Source organism: Hymenobacter crusticola (genome assembly GCF_002154225.1).
Lineage (GTDB): Bacteria > Bacteroidota > Bacteroidia > Cytophagales > Hymenobacteraceae > Hymenobacter > Hymenobacter crusticola.
This window is the reverse complement of record NZ_MTSE01000013.1, coordinates 22,877-44,052: the sequence shown is the minus strand read 5'-3', so window position 1 is coordinate 44,052 and position 21,176 is coordinate 22,877. Positions and strand designations below refer to the sequence as shown.

17 protein-coding genes are annotated in these 21,176 nt (G+C 57.4%); 10 read left to right on the top strand and 7 right to left on the bottom strand.

Annotation, left to right across the window (positions count from 1 at the left end; translation table 11 throughout):
* The first annotated feature begins 351 nt into the window (after window positions 1–351).
* The 9 genes from ilvD (at window position 352) to BXP70_RS19940 (ending at window position 12,019) form a co-directional block, all read left to right on the top strand.
* The gene (gene ilvD / locus BXP70_RS19980) at window positions 352–2,073 is read left to right on the top strand and encodes a dihydroxy-acid dehydratase (protein WP_086595892.1); all 1,722 of its coding nucleotides are present in this window, start codon (window positions 352–354) and stop codon (window positions 2,071–2,073) included.
* Window positions 2,036–3,772, top strand: a complete 1,737-nt coding sequence (gene ilvB / locus BXP70_RS19975; protein ID WP_086595891.1) for a biosynthetic-type acetolactate synthase large subunit — start codon at window positions 2,036–2,038, stop codon at window positions 3,770–3,772. The genes ilvD and ilvB overlap by 38 nt, the downstream gene beginning before the upstream one ends.
* A gap of 135 nt (window positions 3,773–3,907) precedes the next feature.
* Window positions 3,908–4,513, top strand: coding sequence for an acetolactate synthase small subunit (ilvN, locus tag BXP70_RS19970; RefSeq protein ID WP_086595890.1), 606 nt, complete (start codon window positions 3,908–3,910; stop codon window positions 4,511–4,513).
* Between the two features lie 136 nt (window positions 4,514–4,649).
* Entirely contained in the window at window positions 4,650–5,708 is a 1,059-nt protein-coding gene (ilvC, locus tag BXP70_RS19965; protein WP_086595889.1) for a ketol-acid reductoisomerase, read from the top strand.
* 63 nt (window positions 5,709–5,771) lie between these two features.
* On the top strand, window positions 5,772–7,043 hold the full coding sequence (ilvA, locus tag BXP70_RS19960) for a threonine ammonia-lyase IlvA (protein WP_086595888.1): 1,272 nt from the start codon (window positions 5,772–5,774) through the stop codon (window positions 7,041–7,043).
* 266 nt (window positions 7,044–7,309) lie between these two features.
* Complete coding sequence (locus tag BXP70_RS19955) at window positions 7,310–9,142, top strand: DUF885 domain-containing protein (RefSeq protein WP_086595887.1); 1,833 nt, start codon at window positions 7,310–7,312, stop codon at window positions 9,140–9,142.
* 131 nt (window positions 9,143–9,273) lie between these two features.
* The gene (locus tag BXP70_RS19950; protein ID WP_086595886.1) at window positions 9,274–10,860 is read left to right on the top strand and encodes a serine hydrolase; all 1,587 of its coding nucleotides are present in this window, start codon (window positions 9,274–9,276) and stop codon (window positions 10,858–10,860) included.
* Between the two features lie 178 nt (window positions 10,861–11,038).
* Window positions 11,039–11,596 carry a DUF4126 domain-containing protein gene (locus tag BXP70_RS19945; RefSeq protein WP_179197761.1) on the top strand — a complete coding sequence of 186 codons (558 nt, stop codon included), beginning with the start codon at window positions 11,039–11,041 and terminating at the stop codon, window positions 11,594–11,596.
* A gap of 15 nt (window positions 11,597–11,611) precedes the next feature.
* On the top strand, window positions 11,612–12,019 hold the full coding sequence (locus tag BXP70_RS19940) for a DoxX family protein (protein WP_086595885.1): 408 nt from the start codon (window positions 11,612–11,614) through the stop codon (window positions 12,017–12,019).
* A gap of 83 nt (window positions 12,020–12,102) precedes the next feature.
* Here the strand turns inward: BXP70_RS19940 and BXP70_RS19935 are convergent, their stop codons facing one another.
* The gene (locus tag BXP70_RS19935; protein ID WP_143436591.1) at window positions 12,103–12,486 is read right to left on the bottom strand and encodes a hypothetical protein; all 384 of its coding nucleotides are present in this window, start codon (window positions 12,484–12,486) and stop codon (window positions 12,103–12,105) included.
* A gap of 239 nt (window positions 12,487–12,725) precedes the next feature.
* On the opposite strand from BXP70_RS19935, the gene BXP70_RS19930 reads away from it, so the two are divergent.
* A complete protein-coding gene (locus BXP70_RS19930) occupies window positions 12,726–14,195 on the top strand; it encodes a sulfatase family protein (RefSeq protein ID WP_245849695.1) in 1,470 nt (489 codons plus the stop codon).
* Window positions 14,196–14,232: 37 nt separating this feature from the next.
* Here the strand turns inward: BXP70_RS19930 and BXP70_RS19925 are convergent, their stop codons facing one another.
* The 6 genes from BXP70_RS19925 to BXP70_RS19900 form a co-directional block, all read right to left on the bottom strand.
* Window positions 14,233–15,099 carry a phosphatase PAP2 family protein gene (locus BXP70_RS19925; RefSeq protein WP_245849694.1) on the bottom strand — a complete coding sequence of 289 codons (867 nt, stop codon included), beginning with the start codon at window positions 15,097–15,099 and terminating at the stop codon, window positions 14,233–14,235.
* A gap of 77 nt (window positions 15,100–15,176) precedes the next feature.
* A complete protein-coding gene (locus tag BXP70_RS19920) occupies window positions 15,177–16,436 on the bottom strand; it encodes a sensor histidine kinase (RefSeq protein ID WP_179197760.1) in 1,260 nt (419 codons plus the stop codon).
* A gap of 117 nt (window positions 16,437–16,553) precedes the next feature.
* Window positions 16,554–17,231: a response regulator transcription factor gene (locus BXP70_RS19915; protein WP_086595882.1), complete on the bottom strand. Its 678-nt coding sequence runs from the start codon at window positions 17,229–17,231 to the stop codon at window positions 16,554–16,556.
* A 93-nt stretch (window positions 17,232–17,324) separates the two neighbouring features.
* Entirely contained in the window at window positions 17,325–17,744 is a 420-nt protein-coding gene (locus BXP70_RS19910) for an EamA family transporter (protein ID WP_086595881.1), read from the bottom strand.
* Window positions 17,745–17,839: 95 nt separating this feature from the next.
* Complete coding sequence (locus BXP70_RS19905; RefSeq protein ID WP_086595880.1) at window positions 17,840–18,655, bottom strand: phosphatase PAP2 family protein; 816 nt, start codon at window positions 18,653–18,655, stop codon at window positions 17,840–17,842.
* A 252-nt stretch (window positions 18,656–18,907) separates the two neighbouring features.
* Window positions 18,908–21,094, bottom strand: a complete 2,187-nt coding sequence (locus tag BXP70_RS19900) for a TonB-dependent receptor (protein ID WP_086595879.1) — start codon at window positions 21,092–21,094, stop codon at window positions 18,908–18,910.
* Window positions 21,095–21,176: the final 82 nt, after the last annotated feature.

Here is a 21,176-nt window from a genome sequence, read left to right as displayed (position 1 = left end):
GTTATCATCAGGTTTACCATTGCGGTAGAGATGCTTCGACAAGCTCAGCATGACGGACTATAGAGGGTTGGAAAAACAATAAAACAACCTTCAAAAACACGTTAGAGACTGTAGTTGTGTTTCTGGTAAATGTCTTAAAAACAAATACTTGCTTAAATAAAAATCCACTTTTGAAATAGTAGCAATAAACAGAAATGATTTTCGACTCCAACGCAAACGTGGGTAGTTGCAGCATGAAATTCTGCCTCGTGTATGCTGAGGCGCTCAAGAATTCAAGCGAAACCCACTGCTCTAGTACAACCGCCCCGATGCTCAGCACCGCTTCAGCTTCGGACCACAGTAACAACCTTCATGATCCTAAATAAATACAGCCGCATCTACACGCAGGACGACAGCCTGCCGGCTTCACAGGCCATGCTCATCGGCTCGGGCCTGTCGGATGACGATCTGCGCAAGCCATTCGTGGGCATCTGCTCCACGGGCTTCGAGGGTAACACCTGCAACATGCACCTCAATGGCTTGGCCGATGATGTGAAAATAGGGGTGGCCGCGCAGGGTTTGGTCGGGCTGCGGTTTAACACGATTGGTGTGAGCGACGGTATTACCAACGGTAATGCGGGCATGCGCTTCTCGTTGGTTTCCAGAGAAATCATTGCGGATTCGATTGAGGCCATGGCCGGCGCACACTACTACGACGCGCTAGCTTGCGTGGTAGGCTGCGACAAGAACATGCCCGGCGCCCTCATCGCTATGGCCCGCCTCAACCGGCCTTCGCTGATGGTATATGGTGGCTCTATCCGGGGCGGTGAGTTTAAAGGGCAGAAGCTCAACATTGTATCGTGCTTCGAGGCCTACGGTAAGAAAGTAAACGGCCAGATTTCGGACGAAGATTATAAAGGCATCATCCACAACGCTTGCCCCGGTCCGGGCGCGTGCGGGGGCATGTACACGGCCAACACCATGGCCGCTGCCATCGAGACCCTAGGTCTGAGCGTGCCCGCTTCGTCGTCGTTGCCCGCCGATAGCCCAGCCAAAGTGCAGGAGTGCCTCGATGCCGGCGTGTACCTGCGCCGCTTGTTGGAGCTAGACCTGAAGCCCCGCGACATCCTGACGCGCGAAGCTTTTGAGAATGCCATGGTGATCATCACCGTACTCGGCGGCTCGACCAACGCCGTGCTGCACCTCATCGCTATTGCCCACGCGGCCGGCGTGAAGCTGACGATGGAGGACTTCCAAGCCGTGAGCAACCGCGTGCCGGTGCTGGCTGACCTCAAGCCCAGCGGCAAGTACCTGATGGAGGATCTGTCGAAGATAGGTGGTGTACCGGCCGTGCAGCGCACGTTGCTCGACTACGGTCTGCTCAACGGCGACCTAATGACGGTAACGGGCCGCACGCTCGCCGAGAACCTAGCCGACGTGAAGCCCCTTGGTGCTGAGCAAGATCTACTGCGTCCGCTGGATAACCCGATCAAAGCAGATGGTCACATCCAGATGCTGTATGGCAACCTCGCCACCAAGGGCGGTGTGGCCAAAATCACGGGTAAAGAAGGCTTGCGGTTTGAAGGCCCTGCTATTGTGTTCAACTCGGAAGAAGAACTGAACCAAGGCATTACCGACCACAAGATTCGACCCGGTCAGGTCGTCGTGATTCGCTACGTGGGGCCGAAAGCGGGTCCGGGCATGCCGGAAATGCTGAAGCCAACCTCCGCTATTATGGGCGCTGGCCTAGGTGACAAGGTCGCGCTGATTACCGATGGTCGCTTTTCGGGCGGCACGCATGGCTTCGTGATTGGTCACGTTTGCCCCGAAGCCTACGACGGCGGCGGCCTAGCCCTGGTGCAGGACGGCGACTGGATTATTCTCGACGCGACCGAGAACACCATTAATGTGCAACTCTCCGACGATGAGCTAGCTGAGCGCCGCGCCGCTTGGCAACGTCCGCCGCTGCCGGTGCGGCAGGGCGTGCTGCTCAAGTACATCCGCACCGTGAGCGACGCCAGCCACGGCTGCATTACCGATTTACTCGAAGAAGACTATGTTAACGAAAGAGCAGCCATCCCCAACCTTGCTTGAGCAAGCCCCCAAAACCATTTCCGGCGCCGAAGCAACCTTGCTCGCGCTGCTGGAAGAAGGGGTGGATACGATCTTTGGGTATCCGGGTGGGGCCATCATCCCCATCTACGATGCGCTATACGACTTCAAAGAGCAGCTAAACCACGTGCTGGTGCGGCACGAGCAGGGCGGTATTCACGCGGCCCAAGGCTACGCACGCTCATCGGGTCGGGTAGGGGTAGTATTTGCTACGAGCGGCCCCGGCGCTACGAACTTGGTTACGGGCCTAGCTGATGCTCAGATTGATAGCACGCCGCTGGTGTGCATCACAGGGCAGGTGTTTGCGCACCTGCTTGGCACCGATGCGTTTCAGGAAACTGACATCATCAACATCACGACGCCCGTTACGAAGTGGAACTACCAAGTGACGGATGCGAGCGAAATCCCCGAGGCGCTGGCTAAGGCGTTTTACATCGCCCGCAGTGGCCGCCCCGGTCCGGTGCTCATTGACATTACCAAGAACGCGCAGCAGCAGAAGTTCGAGTTTCCGGGCTACACACCTTGCTCGCACATCCGCAGCTACCGGCCCAAGCCCATCGTGCGGCCCGAGTACATCACGCAGGCGGCGGCGCTCATCAACCAAGCCCAGCGGCCGTTTGTGCTATGGGGCCAAGGCGTTATCCTAGGTGCGGCGGAGAAGGAATTTCAGGCGTTTATCGAAAAGAGCGGTATTCCATCGGCTTGGACTATCCTAGGTGACAGCGCCATTCCGAACGACCACCCGCTGAACGTGGGCATGCTCGGCATGCACGGCAACTACGGCCCCAACGTGCTAACCAACGAGTGCGACGTGCTGATTGCCATCGGCATGCGCTTCGATGACCGCGTGACCGGCCGCCTCGACAAGTACGCCAAGCAAGCTCAGATCATCCACCTCGACATCGACCCGACCGAAATCGGGAAGAACGTGGCCGTGACGGTGCCGGTGTGGGGCGACTGCAAGGAAACCCTGCCGCTGCTCACGGAACTAGTAGAAGCCAAAACGCACGACGAATGGCTAGGTCGCTTCCGCGACTACCTAGCGCAGGAAGTGGAAGCTGTCATCCAAGAAGAGCTGTTCCCGACTTCGGAAGAGCTGACCATGGGTGAAATCGTGCAGCAACTCAACGAGTTGACGGGCGGCGAAGCCATCATCGTGACCGATGTAGGCCAGCACCAGATGGTGGCCTGCCGCTACGCCAACTTCAAAAAGACGCGCAGCAACATCACGAGCGGTGGCCTAGGTACCATGGGCTTTGCCCTGCCTGCTGCCATCGGCGCCAAGTTTGGTGCACCCGAGCGCCCAGTAGTTGCCATCATTGGCGACGGTGGTTTCCAGATGACGATTCAGGAGCTAGGTACCATCATGCAAACGGGCGTTGATGTCAAGATCATGATTTTCAACAACCAGTTCCTCGGTATGGTACGCCAGTGGCAGGAGTTGTTCAACGACCGGCGCTACTCCTTCGTGAACATCGCCAGCCCCGACTACGTGATGGTGGCCAGCGGCTACGGCATCGCCGGCCAGCGCGTCTCGGAGCGGGTCGACTTGCGCCCTGCTATTCAGCGCATGCTCGAACACCCCGGCTCTTTCCTACTGGAAGTGATGGTAACCAAGGAGAACAACATCTTTCCGATGGTACCGCAAGGATGCAGCGTAGCGGAAATCAGACTGCGGTAAATCTGGTGAAAACACAAGCACGTCATGCTGAGCTTGCCGAAGCATCTCTACCGCAATGGTAACACTGATGCCTGCAACGAAGCAGTAGAGATGCTTCGGCAAGTTCAGCATGACAGTCATAAGTAAATAGCAGCCATGAGTCAGCAACCCATTGACCGGCAAGAATATAACATCACAGCCTACACCGAAAACCAGGTGGGTCTGCTGAACCGTATTGCCATCATTTTCTCCCGCCGCAAGATCAATATTGAAAGCCTGAACGTCTCGCCTTCCGAAATCGAAGGGATTCACCGCTTCAATATTGTGATTCACGAAACGGAGGAGGTCGTCGCGAAGCTAGCCGGGCAGATCGAGAAGCAGGTAGAAGTGCTGAAGGTGTACTACAACACCAACGACGATGTGATCTGGCAGGAAATGGCGCTCTACAAAGTGCCTACCGATATCATCGCCGAAAAAGCCTTGGTAGAACGCCTGCTGCGCGAGAATGGCGCACGGGCGGTAGTGATTCGCAAGGACTACACGGTGTTCGAAACCACCGGCCACCGCGAGGAAACCGACAACCTAATTAAGGTGCTTCAGCCTTTCGGGCTGATTGAATTCGTGCGCAGCGCCCGCATTGCCATCATCAAAGGCAGCGAAGGCTTCAACCGCAAGCTTCGCGAGTTTGAGCGGACGGAACCTAGCCCCGAAGTGGCGGAGAACGAGTACCTCAACAGCCGCGACAAAGTATTCACGATGTAACCCTTTAGCGCGGACTTTAGCTACGCTGACTTTCAGTTGTAGTCCGCGCTGGTGAAATAACAATCGTACGGCGCGGACTACAAAGTCCGCGCTACACCAAAATCAACATTCAACCTTTACCATTTAACCTTTCCCAATGGCAACCATCAATTTTGGCGGCGTAGAAGAAAACGTAGTTACCCGCGACGAATTCCCATTAGCAAAAGCGCATGAAGTTCTGAAAGACGAAACGATTGCTGTCATCGGGTACGGTGTACAAGGCCCCGGCCAGGCCCTGAACATGCGCGACAACGGGTTCAATGTGATTGTGGGTCAGCGCAAAGACTCGGCTTCTTGGGAGAAAGCCGTGAGCGACGGTTGGGTAGAAGGCGAAACACTCTTCTCGATCGAAGAAGCCGCCGACCGTGGTACTATCATCTGCAACCTGCTGTCGGATGCCGGCCAGATTGCCCTGTGGCCCACGCTGAAAGAGCGCCTAACGGCTGGCAAGACGCTGTACTTCTCGCACGGCTTCGGCATCACCTTCAGCGACCAAACCAACATCATCCCACCCGCCGACGTGGACGTGATTCTGGTGGCTCCCAAGGGTAGCGGCACGAGCCTGCGCCGCCTGTTCCTGGCCGGTGGTGGTCTGAACTCGTCGTTCGCCATCTTCCAAGATGCTACGGGCAAAGCCTACGAGAAGGCCGTGGCCATGGGCATCGGTGTCGGCTCGGGCTACCTGTTCCAAACCGACTTCAAGAAAGAAGTTTATTCTGACCTCACCGGCGAGCGTGGCGTGCTGATGGGCGCCCTCGCCGGCATCATCGAAGCCCAATACCAAGTGTTGCGCCAGCGCGGCCACTCGCCTTCGGAAGCCTTTAACGAGACCGTAGAAGAGCTGACCCAGAGCCTCGTGCCGCTGGTGGGCGAAAACGGTATGGACTGGATGTTCAGCAACTGCTCGGTAACGGCCCAGCGCGGCGCCCTCGACTGGAAAGGTCGTTTCCGTGACGCTACCCTGCCTGTGCTGAATGAGCTGTACGACAGCGTAGCCTCCGGCGAAGAAGCCCGCCGCACCATCGAGCGTGGCTCGACCCCTGGCTACCGCAAAGAGCTGGAAGCTGAACTAAAAGAAGTACGCGACTCGGAGTTGTGGCAGACCGGCGCCACCGTGCGCCAGCTCCGCTCGAAAACGGAGAACGTAGAAGCGTAACGAAAAAGCTAGGAGTCAGGAGCCATCTTCTGACTCCTAGCTTTTTAAGATGATAGTAACCCCATGGAAAATGAAGTAGCCCCGGCAACAGCTGCCGTTAGTTTGGAGCAAGTAGAGACGGCAGCGCGGCTGCTAAAAGGCGTCATTTACAAGACGCCTTTGCTGCAAAACCTAGGTCTGTCGCGCACCTACGAGGCCAATGTGTACTTGAAGCGGGAAGACCTGCAAGTGGTGCGTTCCTACAAGATTCGGGGCGCCTACAACAAGATGGCCACGCTGCCGCCGATTACCGGCGCCCGCGAAATTGTGTGCGCCAGCGCCGGCAACCATGCCCAGGGTGTCGCCTATGCCTGCCACTCGCTTCAGCTGCCAGGGTATATTTTCATGCCGGCCAACACACCGGCGCAGAAAGTTGACAAAGTTCGGCTGTTCGGCAAAGACCAAGTGGAAGTGGTGCTCACCGGCAACACCTTCGATGAGGCTTTCCAAGCGGCTAAAAAGTTCTGCGACAGCCGCGGCAGCACCTTCATCCATCCCTTCGACGACCCCGCCGTGGTGGCTGGGCAGGCTACGGTAGGGCTGGAGATTTTGAAAATCGCTACCGCGCCAATCGACTACTGCTTCATGCCCATCGGGGGCGGCGGCCTAGCTTCGGGCGTGGCCAGCGTGTTCAAGCAGATGAGCCCGCACACCAAGCTCATCGGGGTGCAGCCGGAAGGCGCGCCTTCCATGCATAAGGCCTACTACGACAGGCAACACGGCGCCCTCACCCAGATCGACAGCTTCGTAGACGGCGCGGCCGTGAAGTGCCCCGGCGTACTGACTTATGAAATCTGCCGCGAGTTGCTGGATGAAATCGTGCTGGTGCCGGAGGGCCTTGTTTGCCAAGATCTGCTGAAGCTTTACAACGAAGAAGGCATCGTAGTGGAGCCAGCGGGCGTGCTGAGCATCTCGGCTTTGAGTCAATACAAAGACGAAATCAAGGGCAAGAACGTGGTGTGCGTGGTCAGCGGCTCCAACAACGATATCACCCGCATGGAGGATATCAAGGAGCGGGCGATGAAGTACCAGGGCCTGAAGCACTACTTCATGGTGACCTTCAACCAGCGTCCCGGTGCCCTGCGCAACTTCGTGAACAACGTGCTGCAGCCCGACGACGACATCATCCACTTCCAATACATCAAGAAGAATAATAAGGAGAAAGGTCCTGTCTTCGTGGGTGTTGAAGTGAAGCACCCGGGCGACCAAGAAGGCATCAAGGCGCGCATGCTGGAGGAAGGTTTCTCGTTTGAGTACCTAAACGGCAAGCCTGACTTTCTGGCGCTGCTGGTGTAGCTAGCTGTGTAAAACTGAGAACAAAGCCCGTCCGGAGTAGTACCTAGGTATTACTCCGGATGGGCTTTGTTCTGTTAATGTTTGGGTGTAGAGACACCTACTTGTGTCTCCCCGTTGAATGATTTGGGTAAGAGCGATTCGACTTTAAGCACAACTGGGTAAGCAACATCAGCAACGACGAGACACAAGTAAGTGTCTCTACCTCGTTCTGAAAAAGCTAGGTCAAACTGCTTAGCTTTAACGCTCCACAACCTATTCTGGCATACATGAAAAAACTGATACTCGCTGGAGCACTTGCCAGTTCCTTACTGGTGGCTTGCAATCAGCAAAAAAAAGGGGGAAATGGCGTCGCCAAAGCGCAAAAGCTAGGTCAGCTGTTTGATTCTTATTGGGAGAAGCACAACCAACTTTTTCCCTTCGATGCGACAGCGCAGGGCGATAACCGCTACAACAATCTGCTTCCCAACGACCAGACGCACGCCTTCCGCGATACGCTGCGGGCGTATTACCAAGGCTACTTGGATAAGCTGAATGCCTTCGACCGGAATACCTTGTCGGAAAACGATAAGACCAGCTACGACATCTTTCAGTATGAGATGCAGAGCCAGCTGGCCGGCCTAAAGCTGAACACCTGGATGATGCCGTTTCAGCAGTTCTGGGGCTTGCCAATTACCATGGGGCAGTTTGGTTCGGGAGCGGGCATTCAGCCCTTCAAAACCACGAAGGACTACGAAGACTGGCTAGGTCGGGTGAAAAGCTTTCCGGTGTGGGCTGACTCGGCCATTGCCAACTTTCGCAAAGGCATGGCGACGGGTGTGGTACTACCCAGAACGCTGGTTGTGAAAATGCTACCGCAGATGCAGTCGTTCGTCGTGACCGACCCAACTAAGAGCCTGTTCTATGACCCCGTGCGAAACTTCCCGGCAGGCATTTCGGCGGACGACCAGAAGCGCTTAACGGACGCGTACAAACAGGCCATTGTAACCCAGCTGGTGCCTACGTACAAGAAGCTAGGTGCCTTCCTGAAAAACGAATATCTGCCTAAGAGCCGCACGAGCACCGGCATTTCGGCCATTCCGGGCGGTAAAGAAGACTACACGTATTACGTGAAGTACTATACTACCACCGATAAGACGCCGGAGGAAATCTACGAGACGGGCCAGAAGGAAGTGGCACGTATTCGGGGCGAGATGGAGCGTGTGAAGGAGCAAGTAGGCTTCAAAGGCGATATGAAAGCCTTCTTCGAATTTATGAAGAACGACAAGCGCTTCATGCCCTACAAAACGCCGCAGGAGGTACTTAATGCGTTTGAGGACATTCACAAGCGCATGGAGCCCAACCTGAAGAAGATGTTCGGGCGGGTGCCGAAGACGCCCTTCGAGATTCGGCAAACCGAAGCGTTCCGCGCGGCGTCGGCCTCGGCTGAGTACAACCAAGGTGCCCCCGACGGCTCGCGCCCTGGCGTTTTCTACGTGCCGATTCTGGATGCCAAGACCTTTAACACCACCTCGGGCATGGAGTCGCTGTTTTTGCACGAAGCCATTCCGGGGCACCACTACCAGATTTCGCTCCAACAGGAAAGCACCGACCTACCGAAGTTCCGTCGCTTTGCAGGCTACGGCGCCATGGTCGAAGGCTGGGCCTTGTACTGCGAATCGCTGGGCAAAGAGCTGGGTCTGTACACCGACCCCTACCAGTACATGGGCGCGCTCGGCGACGAGATGCACCGCGCCATTCGCTTGGTCGTCGACGTGGGCATGCACACCAAGGGCCTTACGCGTGAGCAAGCCATCAAGTACATGATGGACAACGAAGCCATCAGCGAGCAAGGCGCCACGGCCGAGATTGAGCGCTACATGGCTATTCCGGGGCAGGCACTTTCTTATAAGGTTGGCGCGCTGAAAATTCGGGAATTGCGCAGTAAGTATGAGAAGCAGCTAGCTGCCAATAACAACGTGCGCCTGCGTGAGGAGTACCGCAATCAGTCGGGTAATCACTTTAATATAAGTGCTTTTCATGATGAGCTGCTGAAAGACGGTGCCATGCCGCTGTCGGTGCTGGAGCGCAAGATGGATGCTTGGGCCACAGGAGAGAGGTAGCTCCTTGGTACCAAGTAGCTTCGGGGTTTCTGCAGAGGACGCTGAGTCGTTCTGGAATAGGCGCTGCATCTTCTGTGTGCACAAGGCGGCCTCTGCAAGAATCCGGAACTACCTTTCAAACTTCACTCATTATGTTCAAACGGACTTTACTAAGCCTAGGCCTAGCGTTGCTGACAATGCTGCCAACCCTAGCCCAAATGGCAACCCCGGTCACTACGCCCCTCGACGTAGCCGCCGTGGATGCGGTAGTGGCACGCACGCTCAAGGCGTTTGACGTGCCAGGCATTGCGGTGGGCGTGGTGAAAGACGGACAAGTAGTGCTGGCCAAAGGCTACGGCGTGCGTTCCTTAAATACCAAAGCGCCGGTAGATGCCAATACGCTGTTTGGCATTGCCTCGAACACCAAGGCCTTTACCACGGCGGCGCTCGGCTTGCTAGTCGATGAAGGCAAGCTGCGCTGGGACGATAAGGTGACGGATTATATCCCCGAATTTCGGCTTTACGACCCCTACGTGACGGCCGAGTTCACCATTCGCGACTTGCTCACGCACCGCAGCGGCCTAGGTTTGGGCGTGGGCGACTTGATGTTTTTCCCCGACTCGACCGACTTTACTACCAAAGACGTCATTCATAACCTGCGCTACTTCCGGCCGGTGTCGTCGTTTCGCAGCCAGTACGCCTACGACAACAACCTCTACATCGTGGCGGGCGAAATTGTGACGCGCGTAGCCGGGCAACCCTGGGCTGAGTTTGTGGAAGCGCGCCTGCTAAAGCCCTTGGGCATGAGTCACAGCGCTACCAGCTTTTCCCGCCTGCCCGATGCCAGCAACGTCATTGACGCCCACGCCGTCGTGGATGGGAAGGCACAAGTGGTGCGCCGCGACCTAGGTACGTTGTGGGCGCCCGCCGCGTGCATGTATTCCAGCGTGGCCGACTTGAGCTTGTGGGCCAAAATGCTGCTTGGTGGACCGGGCGCGCCGCCTTCGTTGCTCAGCGCCAAAGTGCAGCAAGAAATGTGGACGCCGCAGACCATTCTGCCCTTAAGCCCAGCCCCGACGCCCTATAACACGCACTTCTCTGCGTATGGCCTAGGTTTCTTCCTGCGCGATGTGCGCGGCTACAAAGAGGTGTCGCACACGGGCGGGGAAATCGGGATGGTGACGAAGATGACGCTGCTGCCGGAGCTGCACCTCGGCATTATCGTGCTGACCAACCAGGAAAACGGCGCGGCGTTTACGGCTGTGACGAATGCCATTGAGGACCACTACCTAGGCCTGACCGGTCTCGACCGGGTGCAGGAAATGATAGACCGCCGCAAGAGCAGCGAATCGGACGCCGACCAAGTGTTGGCTGCCGTGTGGAAGCAAGTAGCCGCCACGCAGAAGGCAGTGAAGAAGCCCAACTACGCGCCATATGTGGGCCGTTACCGCGACCCGTGGCTAGGAGAGGTGATTATCTATACACAAGGCAAATACTTGTGGCTGAAGTCGCTACGCTCGCCGCGCCTGACAGGCCAGCTGTTGCCCTATCGCGGCAGTACCTACGTGGTGCGCTGGCGCGAGCGAAGCTTCAACGCCGATGCATACGCCGCCTTTACCCTGGACGAACAGGGCAACGTGGCAAGTATCAAACTAAAGCCCATTTCACCGCTCACCGATTTCAGCTACGATTTTCAAGATCTAGACTTGCAGCGCGTAGCAGCCGATTTGGCGCGCTAGTGCGTCGGAGCGGTGGTGCAATCTTTAAGGCGTGAAGCTTAGACGGTGTTGAGGGATTACTCATGGTTTGGGCCTAGGCCAAGCAGAAGGCAGCGTAACAGCGCACCAAATTCTAGCCGTAGGTTGAGTTTATGCGTTAAGAGGCTTACTCATTTAACCTGAACCCAACACCACTCATATGGCAACCAAATTCTGGCAAACCGTCGGGCTAGGAGTGCTGGCTGGCATGCGCAGCATGACGGCCCCAGCCCTGCTCAGTCATTCGCTCGCAAATAATCCTTCCAAGAAGCTAGGTAAGTCGCGCCTGCGCTTTCTACAGTCGCCTACCACCGCCACGGTGCTGAAGGTGATGGCCGGCGGCGAAATGGTGGGTGACAAGCTCCCGAACGCCCCCGACCGGACGGTGCCGCCCGTGCTCGGCGGACGCATTGTGTCGGGCGCGCTGGTAGGGGCGGCCACCTACAGAGCCGCAGGCGGCAAAGCGCTGCAAGGAGCTTTGCTTGGTAGCGCGGCAGCTGTAGCAGCGACTTACGGCGCATTGGCGCTCCGCAAATACCTAGGCAAAGCCACCGGCCTGCCCGATACCGTGTGGGGCCTAACCGAGGATGCTACCACCGTTGCGAGTGGCTTAGCTCTATTGAAAAACCCGAACTACAGCAAGAAAAACGCCCGCGAAGCCAAGCGCAAAGACGTGAAGGTGCCAAAGGCAAAACGCCCCCGGCTTCCGCACGCATAATTCCCGGCACCGCTCATGATGAAATTGACCAACGCTGAGCTAGCTTTTGTGCTGGGAAGGCTGCTGCTCGGCATCAACTTTTTGGGCCACGGCCTCGTGCGCATTCCGAAGCTAGGTGCCTTTCGGGCCGGGCTAGTGAAGCAGTTTGCCAGTACCTGGCTGCCTTCGGCCCTAGTGGAGCTGTTCGCCACGGTGCTGCCGTTCGTGGAGTTCGGTATTGGGGCGCTACTCATCCTAGGGCTATTCACGCGGCCAGCGCTGGCACTCGGTATGTTCGTGCTGATGGCTTTGGTGTTTGGCAGCAGTCAGCAGGAAAACTGGGACGCGGTAGGGACTCAAATGATTTACGGCATCTTCTTCCTCTTGCTACTGCGCCACGTGGAGCACAACCGCTATTGCCTTGATGCACGAACTGGAAGCTAGCCTTGCTGAATAAACGAAAAGCCTGCGAAACACTGTGTTTCGCAGGCTTTTTTGCAAGAAAGCGGCACACAACAAGCTCTTTCTTACTGGGTGGGCTGTTGAGAACCAGGCTTTACTTCGTTGGAATTGGTACCGTTGCCGTTAGTTGATTTGCTTACGTCGTTAGGCTCACCGCTGGGCGCCTGGGGCGAAGTAGCGCTTTTGCCGGCCGGAGCCGATTCAAGCTGCGCGTCAACCGAGGTGTTTTGGTCGGCGGCAGAGCCTTTGCCCGCTGGCGGCTGCACGTTCTGGCGGTAGTTGATGCTATCGGCGTAGATTTCCATTTTGCGGGCGGGTGGCGCGCTGCTTATGTCAAAATCATTCACGCGCTGCGGATCAACGCCGGGGGCGTAGCGCGAGTCGCAAGCTGAAAGCGTGGCCGCAGTGCCGAGTAGTAAGCCCAATAGTAGATGAGATGGCTGTTTCATGGATGAGAGCATAGTGTATGAGGAGAGAGCACAATGCGGTTGTACGGAAAACTGAGCAAAAAGAGGCACTACCGTAAATTTTTCGCTCAGTAGGGTAGTATCGCGCTTTCTGAAAAAGAGATAAGTACCTTTCGCCAACCTAGCTTTTTCGCGTTTTTCGCGCCCAAACAAAGCTAGGCTGACCACTATTCAGTACGCTGAGCCGAGGCAAACTGACCCGGCGCTCAGTACGCTCATTCATGATGTACGCCTTTTTACGAAGCCTGCTAGGGGGCTGCTCACTAGCACTACTCTGTTTTGCCGCACAAGCACAGCGCAGCACCGCCAAGCAACCTAGCCGCCCGAATATCATCCTCATCAACATGGATGACATGGGCTACGGCGACATCGAGCCGTACGGCATGACGAGCATCCCGACGCCCAACTTCAACTTGGTTGCCAAACAAGGCATGCGCTTCACGCATTTTAATGCGGGCCAGCCCATCTGCACGGCCTCGCGGGCGGCTTTGCTCACGGGCTGTTATCCCAATCGGGTGGGCATGCAAGGCGTGCTGCTCCCGCAAGATCATCGGGCCCTAAACCCGCAGGAGGCAACGATGGCGTTGCTGCTGAAAAAGGCCGGCTACAAAACGGCCATGCTGGGCAAGTGGCACCTAGGCAACCAAGCGCCGTATCTGCCCCTGCACTACGGCTTCGACAGCTTCTTCGGCTTGCCATATTCAAACGATATCTGGCCCATCGACCGCGACGGTTTTTCGGTGGTACAAGACCCGAAAGACCTGCGCAGCACCTTTCCCATCCTGACGCTATTGCAAGGCGATACGCCCGTGGATACCGTCAAGAACATCATTGACCAGGGCAAGCTGACTACCACGTACACCGAAAAAGCGGTGGCCTACATCAAAGCCAATAAGAAGGCGCCGTTTTTCTTGTACCTAGCCCACGCCATGCCGCACGTGCCGCTGGCCGTGTCCGATAAGTTCAAGGGCAAGAGTGAGCTAGGGCTGTTCGGCGACGTGATTATGGAGCTGGATTGGTCGCTGGGGGAGATCATGAAAACGCTGGAGCAGGAGAAGCTAGCCGACAACACCATCCTGATCGTGACGAGCGACAATGGCCCGTGGCTGACCTTCGGCGACCATGCCGGTTCGGCCGGCGGCTTCCGCGAAGGCAAGCAGAATACCTTTGAGGGCGGCACCCGGGTGCCATGCATCATCCGATGGCCGGGCGTGGTGGAAGCGGGCGGCATCAGCAGCGAGCTGCTAACGAATATCGACTTGCTGCCCACGCTGCTGGCCGTGACGGGCGCCCCACAGCCGACGAACAAGATTGATGGCTTGAATTTTCTCCCCGTTCTGACGGGGCAGACCAGGAAAGGACCGCGGGAAGTATTCTATTACTATTTCGATGGCAACTGCTTGGAAGCCATTCGCTACAAGCATTGGAAGCTGGTGTTGCCTCACAAGGCCGGTTCGTACGCCCTGAACGTGCACGGCAAAAACGGCGTGCCCAGCCAGAAAACCGAGGTGAATGTGCCCCCGGCTCTCTACGACCTAGCCCACGACCCTAGCGAAGCTTACGACGTGCAAACGCTCTACCCCGAAATCGTGCAGCAAATACAAAAGCTAGCCGAGCAAGCCCGCCAAGACCTAGGCGACGACCTAACCAAAACGCAGGGCAAGAACGTGCGGCCAGCTGCCCGGTATTAAGGTGCCGCTACCATTCCGGGTGCCGGAAAAATGATGGCTAGGGAAACGACAGGGCGAAACTGGCGCCCACGGCGCCATTCACGTACAGCGGCATCACCATCACGCGGTTGCCTAGGTCGGGGCGCTTGATGAGTTTCAGGGCTGTGCGCCGGAGCAAGGGGTATGCCCAGTAAGCCGCTTCCGTGGACAGGATGCCCACGCCGGCCCCGGCCACTACGTCGGAGAGCCAGTGCCGCTCTTTCAGGATGCGCAAAGCGCCGGTCGCTGTTGCGACGGAGTAGCCGCCGATGCTGTACCAGATGCTACGGCCGCCGTACTCTTTGTGCAAAAAGGTGGCGGAAGCAAATGCCGCGCTGGTGTGCTGGCTCGGAAATGAATCGAAGCTGCTGCCATCGGGGCGCTGCACGTGGGTAAGGCGTTTGAGGTTGCTAGTCAGGCCGTCGTTGAGGGTTTTGGCCAGGAAAAAGATGATGCCTTGTTCCAGCGTGTTGTGCTGGCCATGTACCCCAACGACGCTCAGCCCTAGGCTAGCATAAGCGGGTACGTAGCGCAGTTGGTCCTCAATATTCGTGTGCACTAGTGGCACGTGCGCCCGTACTTCATCGTGAACAGCTTCGTCCGTTTCGAGCATGTCGACCCGCTCGGTGGTGAGGGCGCCCGCCCCGATGAGCAAGCCCGGCACCAACAAGAACCGCACAGCAGGTTGATGCTCCCCACGCTTAAGCTGCTGCCCAAAACGCAGATTGGCCGCTGAAGGAAACGAATCGACTGCTGCACGCAACGGCGAGCTAGTGGGCGCACTCGGGTGCGCCAGCGTCTGGGCAGCGGCTTCCAAGCCAACCAACAGCAGAAATACTAAGCTGAAAAAACGAGCCGGCGCGCAGGCCTTACACAAGAACGTCACTTGATAATACTCTTCAGATTCTAGGTGCTTGTCTGCCAGTTTACAAGCGAATTCTGGAGGAAATCTGGACAAGCTGCTCAGAAGCGCACACGCACTACGTGGCGAACGGGTTCGGATGTAACCTGGTAGGAAAGGCCGAAGCTGTAGTACGCGCAAATCTGCTGCACAATGGACAAACCTAGCCCCGGTGAATCGGAGGTGTTGCGCAGCTTGCGGAATCGCTCAAAGAATTGTTCGGGATGGTTGCCGCTGGGCAGCGCCGGCCCACTATTCAGCACTTCCAACGCTTCCGCGGTGAGCGTCACGCGCAGCTCGCCGCCGCGCAGGTTGTGCCGCACCGCGTTTTGGAGCAGGTTACCCACCAGCGAATCGGCGAGAGCAGGGTGAAGGTGCAGCGTGGGCACGCTCGGTAAGGCTAGCGTCACCTGTAGCTCTTTAGCTTCAGTGAAGTCGCGCAGGTGGTGGAGCTTTTCGGTGAGCAGCTGGTCGAGGCGGATGGGCACGGCGCCGGGAAACTGCCGGTTCTCGATTTTGCTGAGCAGCGTAAGCCCTTGGTGCAGCCGCGAAAGGCGGAGCGTGGCCCCGTATAGGTCGCCGAGGAGCGGCGCGGCGGCTGGGTCGGCGGAGGCCGGCAGTTGCATGAGCTGCTCCAGCTTGGCCTGCATGATCGCCAGCGGCGTCTGGGTTTCGTGGGCGGCGTTTTCGGTAAATTCCTTCAGCGTCTGGTAGTCGGCTTCGAGGCGGGCGCTCATCTGGGTGAGAGCTTGGTTGAGCTCGGCAAACTCAGCAATACTGGAGTTGGGTAAGCGCAAGGGTTGGTGCTGGGCTAGGTCGTAGTGGCGCAGCGCCACGAGCGTATGGCGGAAGGGCGCCCACAGGCGGCCCGCCAGCCAGCGGTTGAGGCCCACCACGCCCAGCAGCAGCAAGGCTAGCATCAGCCCCAGCACGGCCACTACCAGCTCCAGAATATCCTCCGTTTCCAGTAGCGACTTCCGCAGCGTCACCCAGCGCGTGCCGGTGGGTTCGGGCACGGCAAACGCAAGCTGCCGGTGCGGCACCAGCGCCTGGTCCAGCACATCTAGCAGCAGTGTGTCGCTGAAACCTAGCTTGGGCGGGCGGGTGCGGTAAATCCTGGGTGGCTCGGCAAAGGGCAGAACCGAAGCGGTGCCGCTCAGCTTTGCTTTGCGCAGAATAAACGCCTGCTGATTAAGCAACTGCTCATCGACCTCGTGGCGCAAGGCACGTTGCAAGCCCTCGTAAAACAGCAACCCGCACAACACAAAAAGCCCCACGCTCAGCCCTAGGTAATAGCGGTTGGTAGCGGTTAGCAATTTCATTGCGGGTGAGTTGGTTGTAGAGACGCACACTCGTGTCTCCTCGTTGAACCTCAGATGTGAACGATTCATAGCCACATCGTTCAACGATCGAGGCGAAATAGGTTGATTATCTGCGATCTAGCTTACGTTGAGCTTGTAGCCTAGCCCGTAGATCGTCTGGATGTAGTTGTCGGCGCCCTTCTCTTGAAGCTTCTTGCGCAAGTTTTTCAGGTGCGAATAAATGAAATCGAAAGAGTCGGCGGTGTCAGCTACGTCGCCCCACAGGTGCTCGGCAATCGATTCTTTGGTGAGCACCCGGCCGGGGTTGGCCAGCAAGTACAGCAGTAGCTCGTACTCTTTGCGGGTGAGCGTGAGCGGCTGGTTGTGCACTAGCACCAAAGCCTGATCAGGGAAAATCGTTAGGTCGCGGAACAGCAATTGGCGCTGGCCTTGAAACTGGCGCCGCCGGATGATGGCCTTCACGCGCGCATTTAGCTCGGAGAGGTGAAAAGGTTTGGCCAAGTAGTCGTCGGCACCTAGCTCCAAGCCGAGGATTTTGTCATCTAGGGCGTCGCGGGCGGAGAGGATGAGCACACCCGCCGCGGAGCCGTCGGCTTTCAGCGTGCGTACAATATCGAGGCCATTGCCGTCGGGCAAGGTTAGGTCGAGTAGCACGCAGTCGTACTGATAAAGCTTTACTTTCTCAAAAGCCTGCTCGTACGTAGCGCCCGTGTCGCACACGTAGCCATCTTGGCGCAGGTAGTCAACTAGCGCAGTGCGCAGCGGCGCTTCGTCTTCAACGATGAGCAATTTCACGGGAGCGTAACGGAGTAACTGAGTAATTAATCAGGTGGGGGCGTGCAGAAGCGTGCTACAGCCCATTCTTGTACCTGCACCTAGGTGCTGAGGCTATTTCCAGAGTACTAACACCAACGTGCCCGCCAAGATAAGGCCCGCCCCGACGGCTGTCTGGATGGTCAGCTTTTCTCCCAAGAACACGACCGCCAGCCCGATAGCCAGCGCCACACTCAGCTTATCGACGGGCGCCACCTGCGCCACTTCTCCGAGCTGCAACGCCCGAAAGTAGCACACCCACGACAGCCCCGTGGCAATGCCCGACAAACCCAGAAACAGCAGATTCGTTCGCGACAACGTCGGGAGGTGCTGGGTGCTGCCCCGGAAATACGCGATGCCCCAAGCTAGCACCAATATCACGGAAGTACGCACGGCCGTAGCTAGGTCTGAGTCGACGCCTTTCACCCCGACTTTAGCCAGGATGGCCGTGAGCGCGGCAAAGAAGGCGGAGAGGAGCGCATAGATCCACCACATGGCAGGGGCTGATTAGCTAGGTAGAGAAAAAAGAACGTCAGGCTTTCGGTAGTGGCCTGACGTTCTGGGGTAATTAACCAATAAAAGCGAAGACGTTACAGTTTCCACGTCATGCCCAGACCGGGGGCGCCTTGTTGCCACGTCGGCATAATGTTCATGCCGGTGGGAATGATGGGCTTGCGGCCCCAGCGGTTGCGGTGCGTTAGGTAGCCTAGGTGAGCCGATAGAATACCGAAGCCCGCGCCGGCTACTACGTCGCTTTGCCAGTGCTTGCTATTGATCATGCGCAGGGCGGCCACGCTAGTGGCAATGGCGTAGGCCCCGACGCCGTACCACTGGCTTTTGTGGCGGAACTCGTTGTGCACGATACTAGCTGCCAAGAAAGCCTGTGCTGTGTGCCCCGACGGAAACGAGAGCATATCGGAATTGTCGGGGCGGCGGATTTTGGTCAACGACTTCACGATGAAAGTACTGGAGAGCATGATTAGCTCACTTTTCAGCACCACCAAGCCGATGTTAAGGTTATCGTCGCGCGACTCCACGCCAGCTAGCAGTACGCCACCTAGCTCCAGGTAGGGCGCAATAATCAGGATGTCGTCGAGGCGCGTGCGGAAAGTAGGGAACAGTTTGTGAATGTCGCGGTTGGCCTGGTAGCTACTGTATAAGCCGTTGCCGTTGATGCACGTAGCCCCGTACGTAATCATCAGCGCCGGTACGATGGTGGCCTTCACAAGCTTGCCCTTGTACCACGGCACCGGCGTTTTGGGTAGCGCGATGCCCGCCGGGTTTTCGTACTTGTGCGTGGTGTCGGAGGCGGCGGGAGTGGTTGGGAGTATCTGGGCGAGTGTCGGCGTGAACGTAGCTAGCCACAGGGCCGCCCCGACGATACTACGAGATAAAAACGTGCGCATGGGTAATCGTTTTTCTTCAGCGAATAAGGAAGGCCTCTTTGCCACAACGGTGTGGCAGGGAAAGGAGCTAGCAAGCTTAAACGGGAATTCTGAAGAAAATCTGCACTGGTTGAGCTTCGTGTTATGTAATTGTTACGTTGTGCTTACAGGTAAGTCATTGAATTATTGTAGGTTAATAGAAAGAAAAAGAAGGCAAAATCATCTAAAAAATAGTTTTAATCGTGGGCAAAGAAGCCTTGAGTGTAGTTAGTTCTACTTTTTCAAGAAGCGCCAATTTACAGAGAGGTTGACGACCCGCCCTTCCACTGGCGCCCATAGCGGCCGAAACTCCGGATTGTTGAACGGTGCCAGTACCACGGCTTCGTGGCGCGTTTGGCGATAGTCGAGTACGTTTTCGGCGTTGAGCACCACCGTCCAGGGGCCCGTGACGTAGCGCGCCAGCAGCGCCACAATGGGGTAGCCCGGCGTGGTAGAGCCATCGGGCAAGTACTGCTGCCCCGTGTACGAGGCTTCGATGCCGGCGCCCCAATGCTCGCTGAATTCTTGCACCGCCACCGCTGCTAGCTTATGCCGGGCGGCTAGCTCCACGTGCGGATGCACCGGGTCGTAATGGCGCCGCGCATCGGTGAACACGTACCCTAGGTACAGTTCGGTGCCGTGCGCTTGCAGGCGCACGTAGGTTTCCAAGCCTTGGCTTACCACCGGGCGGTGTTCGCTCTGCCAAGCCAGTGGCGTCGTGACGGGCGCCTCTTCAGGGCGGAGCACCATGGGATGGTTCAGGCGGGTGTAGAAGAAGCCTTGATTGATGTTCAGGCGCACTTCGGGCGAGAAGCTACGCGTCCAGTTTACGTCGCCATTCAGCCCAAGCGAGCGTTCGGCTTGCACATTCGTGAGTAGTTGCACCTGCGGGTACTGGCGCTCATCCAGCTCGTTCACGTAGGGCACTGGTACGCGGTACCCTAGGCCGCCGTTGAGGCGAGCTGTGAGGTGTTCGTTGGCGCGAAAAAGCAGCGCCACCCGTGGCAGCACAAAGTTGCCGTATTGGTTTTGGTGGTCTACGCGCAAGCCTAGCTGCACCGTGAGCGGCCGCACCACCTGCCAATCGTCCTGGGCAAAAGCACCTACGGTGGAATACGTGTAGCGGTTGAGTAGTGGCGTTAGGCTAGCTAGGTCAGGGCGCAAGGCCTCCCCGTTGAAGTTTAGGCCCCCAACTACCGTGTGCCGTCCGAGCCGGTGCAGGTAGCTTGCTTCAGAGTAGTACGACAGCTGGCGCGCCGCAAACGCAACCGTGTTCGTTGTTACCTCGCGGTTGAAGCTACTCACGGTGCCTTTCAGCGTGAGGTTGCCGCCGGCTACGCTGTCCTGGGTGTAAATGGCATCGAAGGTGTGGCGCTGCAAAAGGTTCGTAACGAAGTATTCGTGCCCAGGTACGTCGCGGCCGTCGCGCAAGCGGCGCTGGTCGCCGCCCCGCCGCGACTCGAAGGTGCCAGTGTAGCCAACAGCTAGTTGGCCGTGCACGTTCGGGTACCAAAACAAGCGTGGGTGTACCGTCAGGTTGCGCAACCTAGGCACATCTACAAAGTTGTCGCCGTCTACGTCCACGTCTTGCTGGCGCGTGAGGCCGCCATAAAGCGTGTACCCTAGCTTTTGGTTGCGGCCGCTCGCGAAGCCATTGAGGTTGCTCTCGCGCAACGTGCTCTGATTGAGGGTGACGGTGTACTGCGGGTCGCCAAGTCTTGGGGTTTTGCTCACCAAGTTCACCAGGCCCGCAATAGCCCCGCCGCCGTACAGCGTACTCGATGAGCCTTTAATCAGCTCAATCTGCCGTAGGTCGAGAGGTGGAATCTGCAGAATGCCAAAGCCGCCAGCATACCCCCCGAGCAGGGGCAGGCCATCGCGCAGAATTTGCGAGTAGCGGCCCTGCAAGCCCTGAATGCGCAAGTCGGCGTTGCCGGTGGTAGGGGAGGTGGGCTGAATTTGAGTGCCGGCGATGTCGCCTAGTAGCGAGGCAATGTTGCCGGGCTTGATGCCATTTTCCTCCTGTACCTCTTCCTCGCCTAGCACTTCCACGCGCGTGGGCAGGTCTTCGAGGCGGGAGTTGGTGCGCGTGCTGGTCACGATTACCTCGCCTAGCTGTTCGGCATCAGGGGGCAGCAGCAGCGTCAGCGGAGCGGTTTGGGGAAGCGTCACCCGCACGCTGCGGGGTTGGTAGCCTAGGTAGGAAAAGTCAATTTGGGCCGTTTCACCATTGAGATTAGGTAACGCTAAGCGGCCCCGGTTGTCAGTGGCTCCGCCGTTGGTGGTGCCGTGCACGACGGCACTCACCCCAATCAGCGGCTCACGCGTTGTGCTATCGAGCACCACGGCGCGGAAGATATTTTGGGCAAAACCGGCAGTACTTACCAGCAACCCAAACAGCAGTAAGGAAAAGAAGCGCATCAGCAGCAAGCTATGTATTGCCCAAAGCTGCACACTACATTCTGGAGAAAATCTGATGCGGTCAGGCCATTAGTGCTATAAC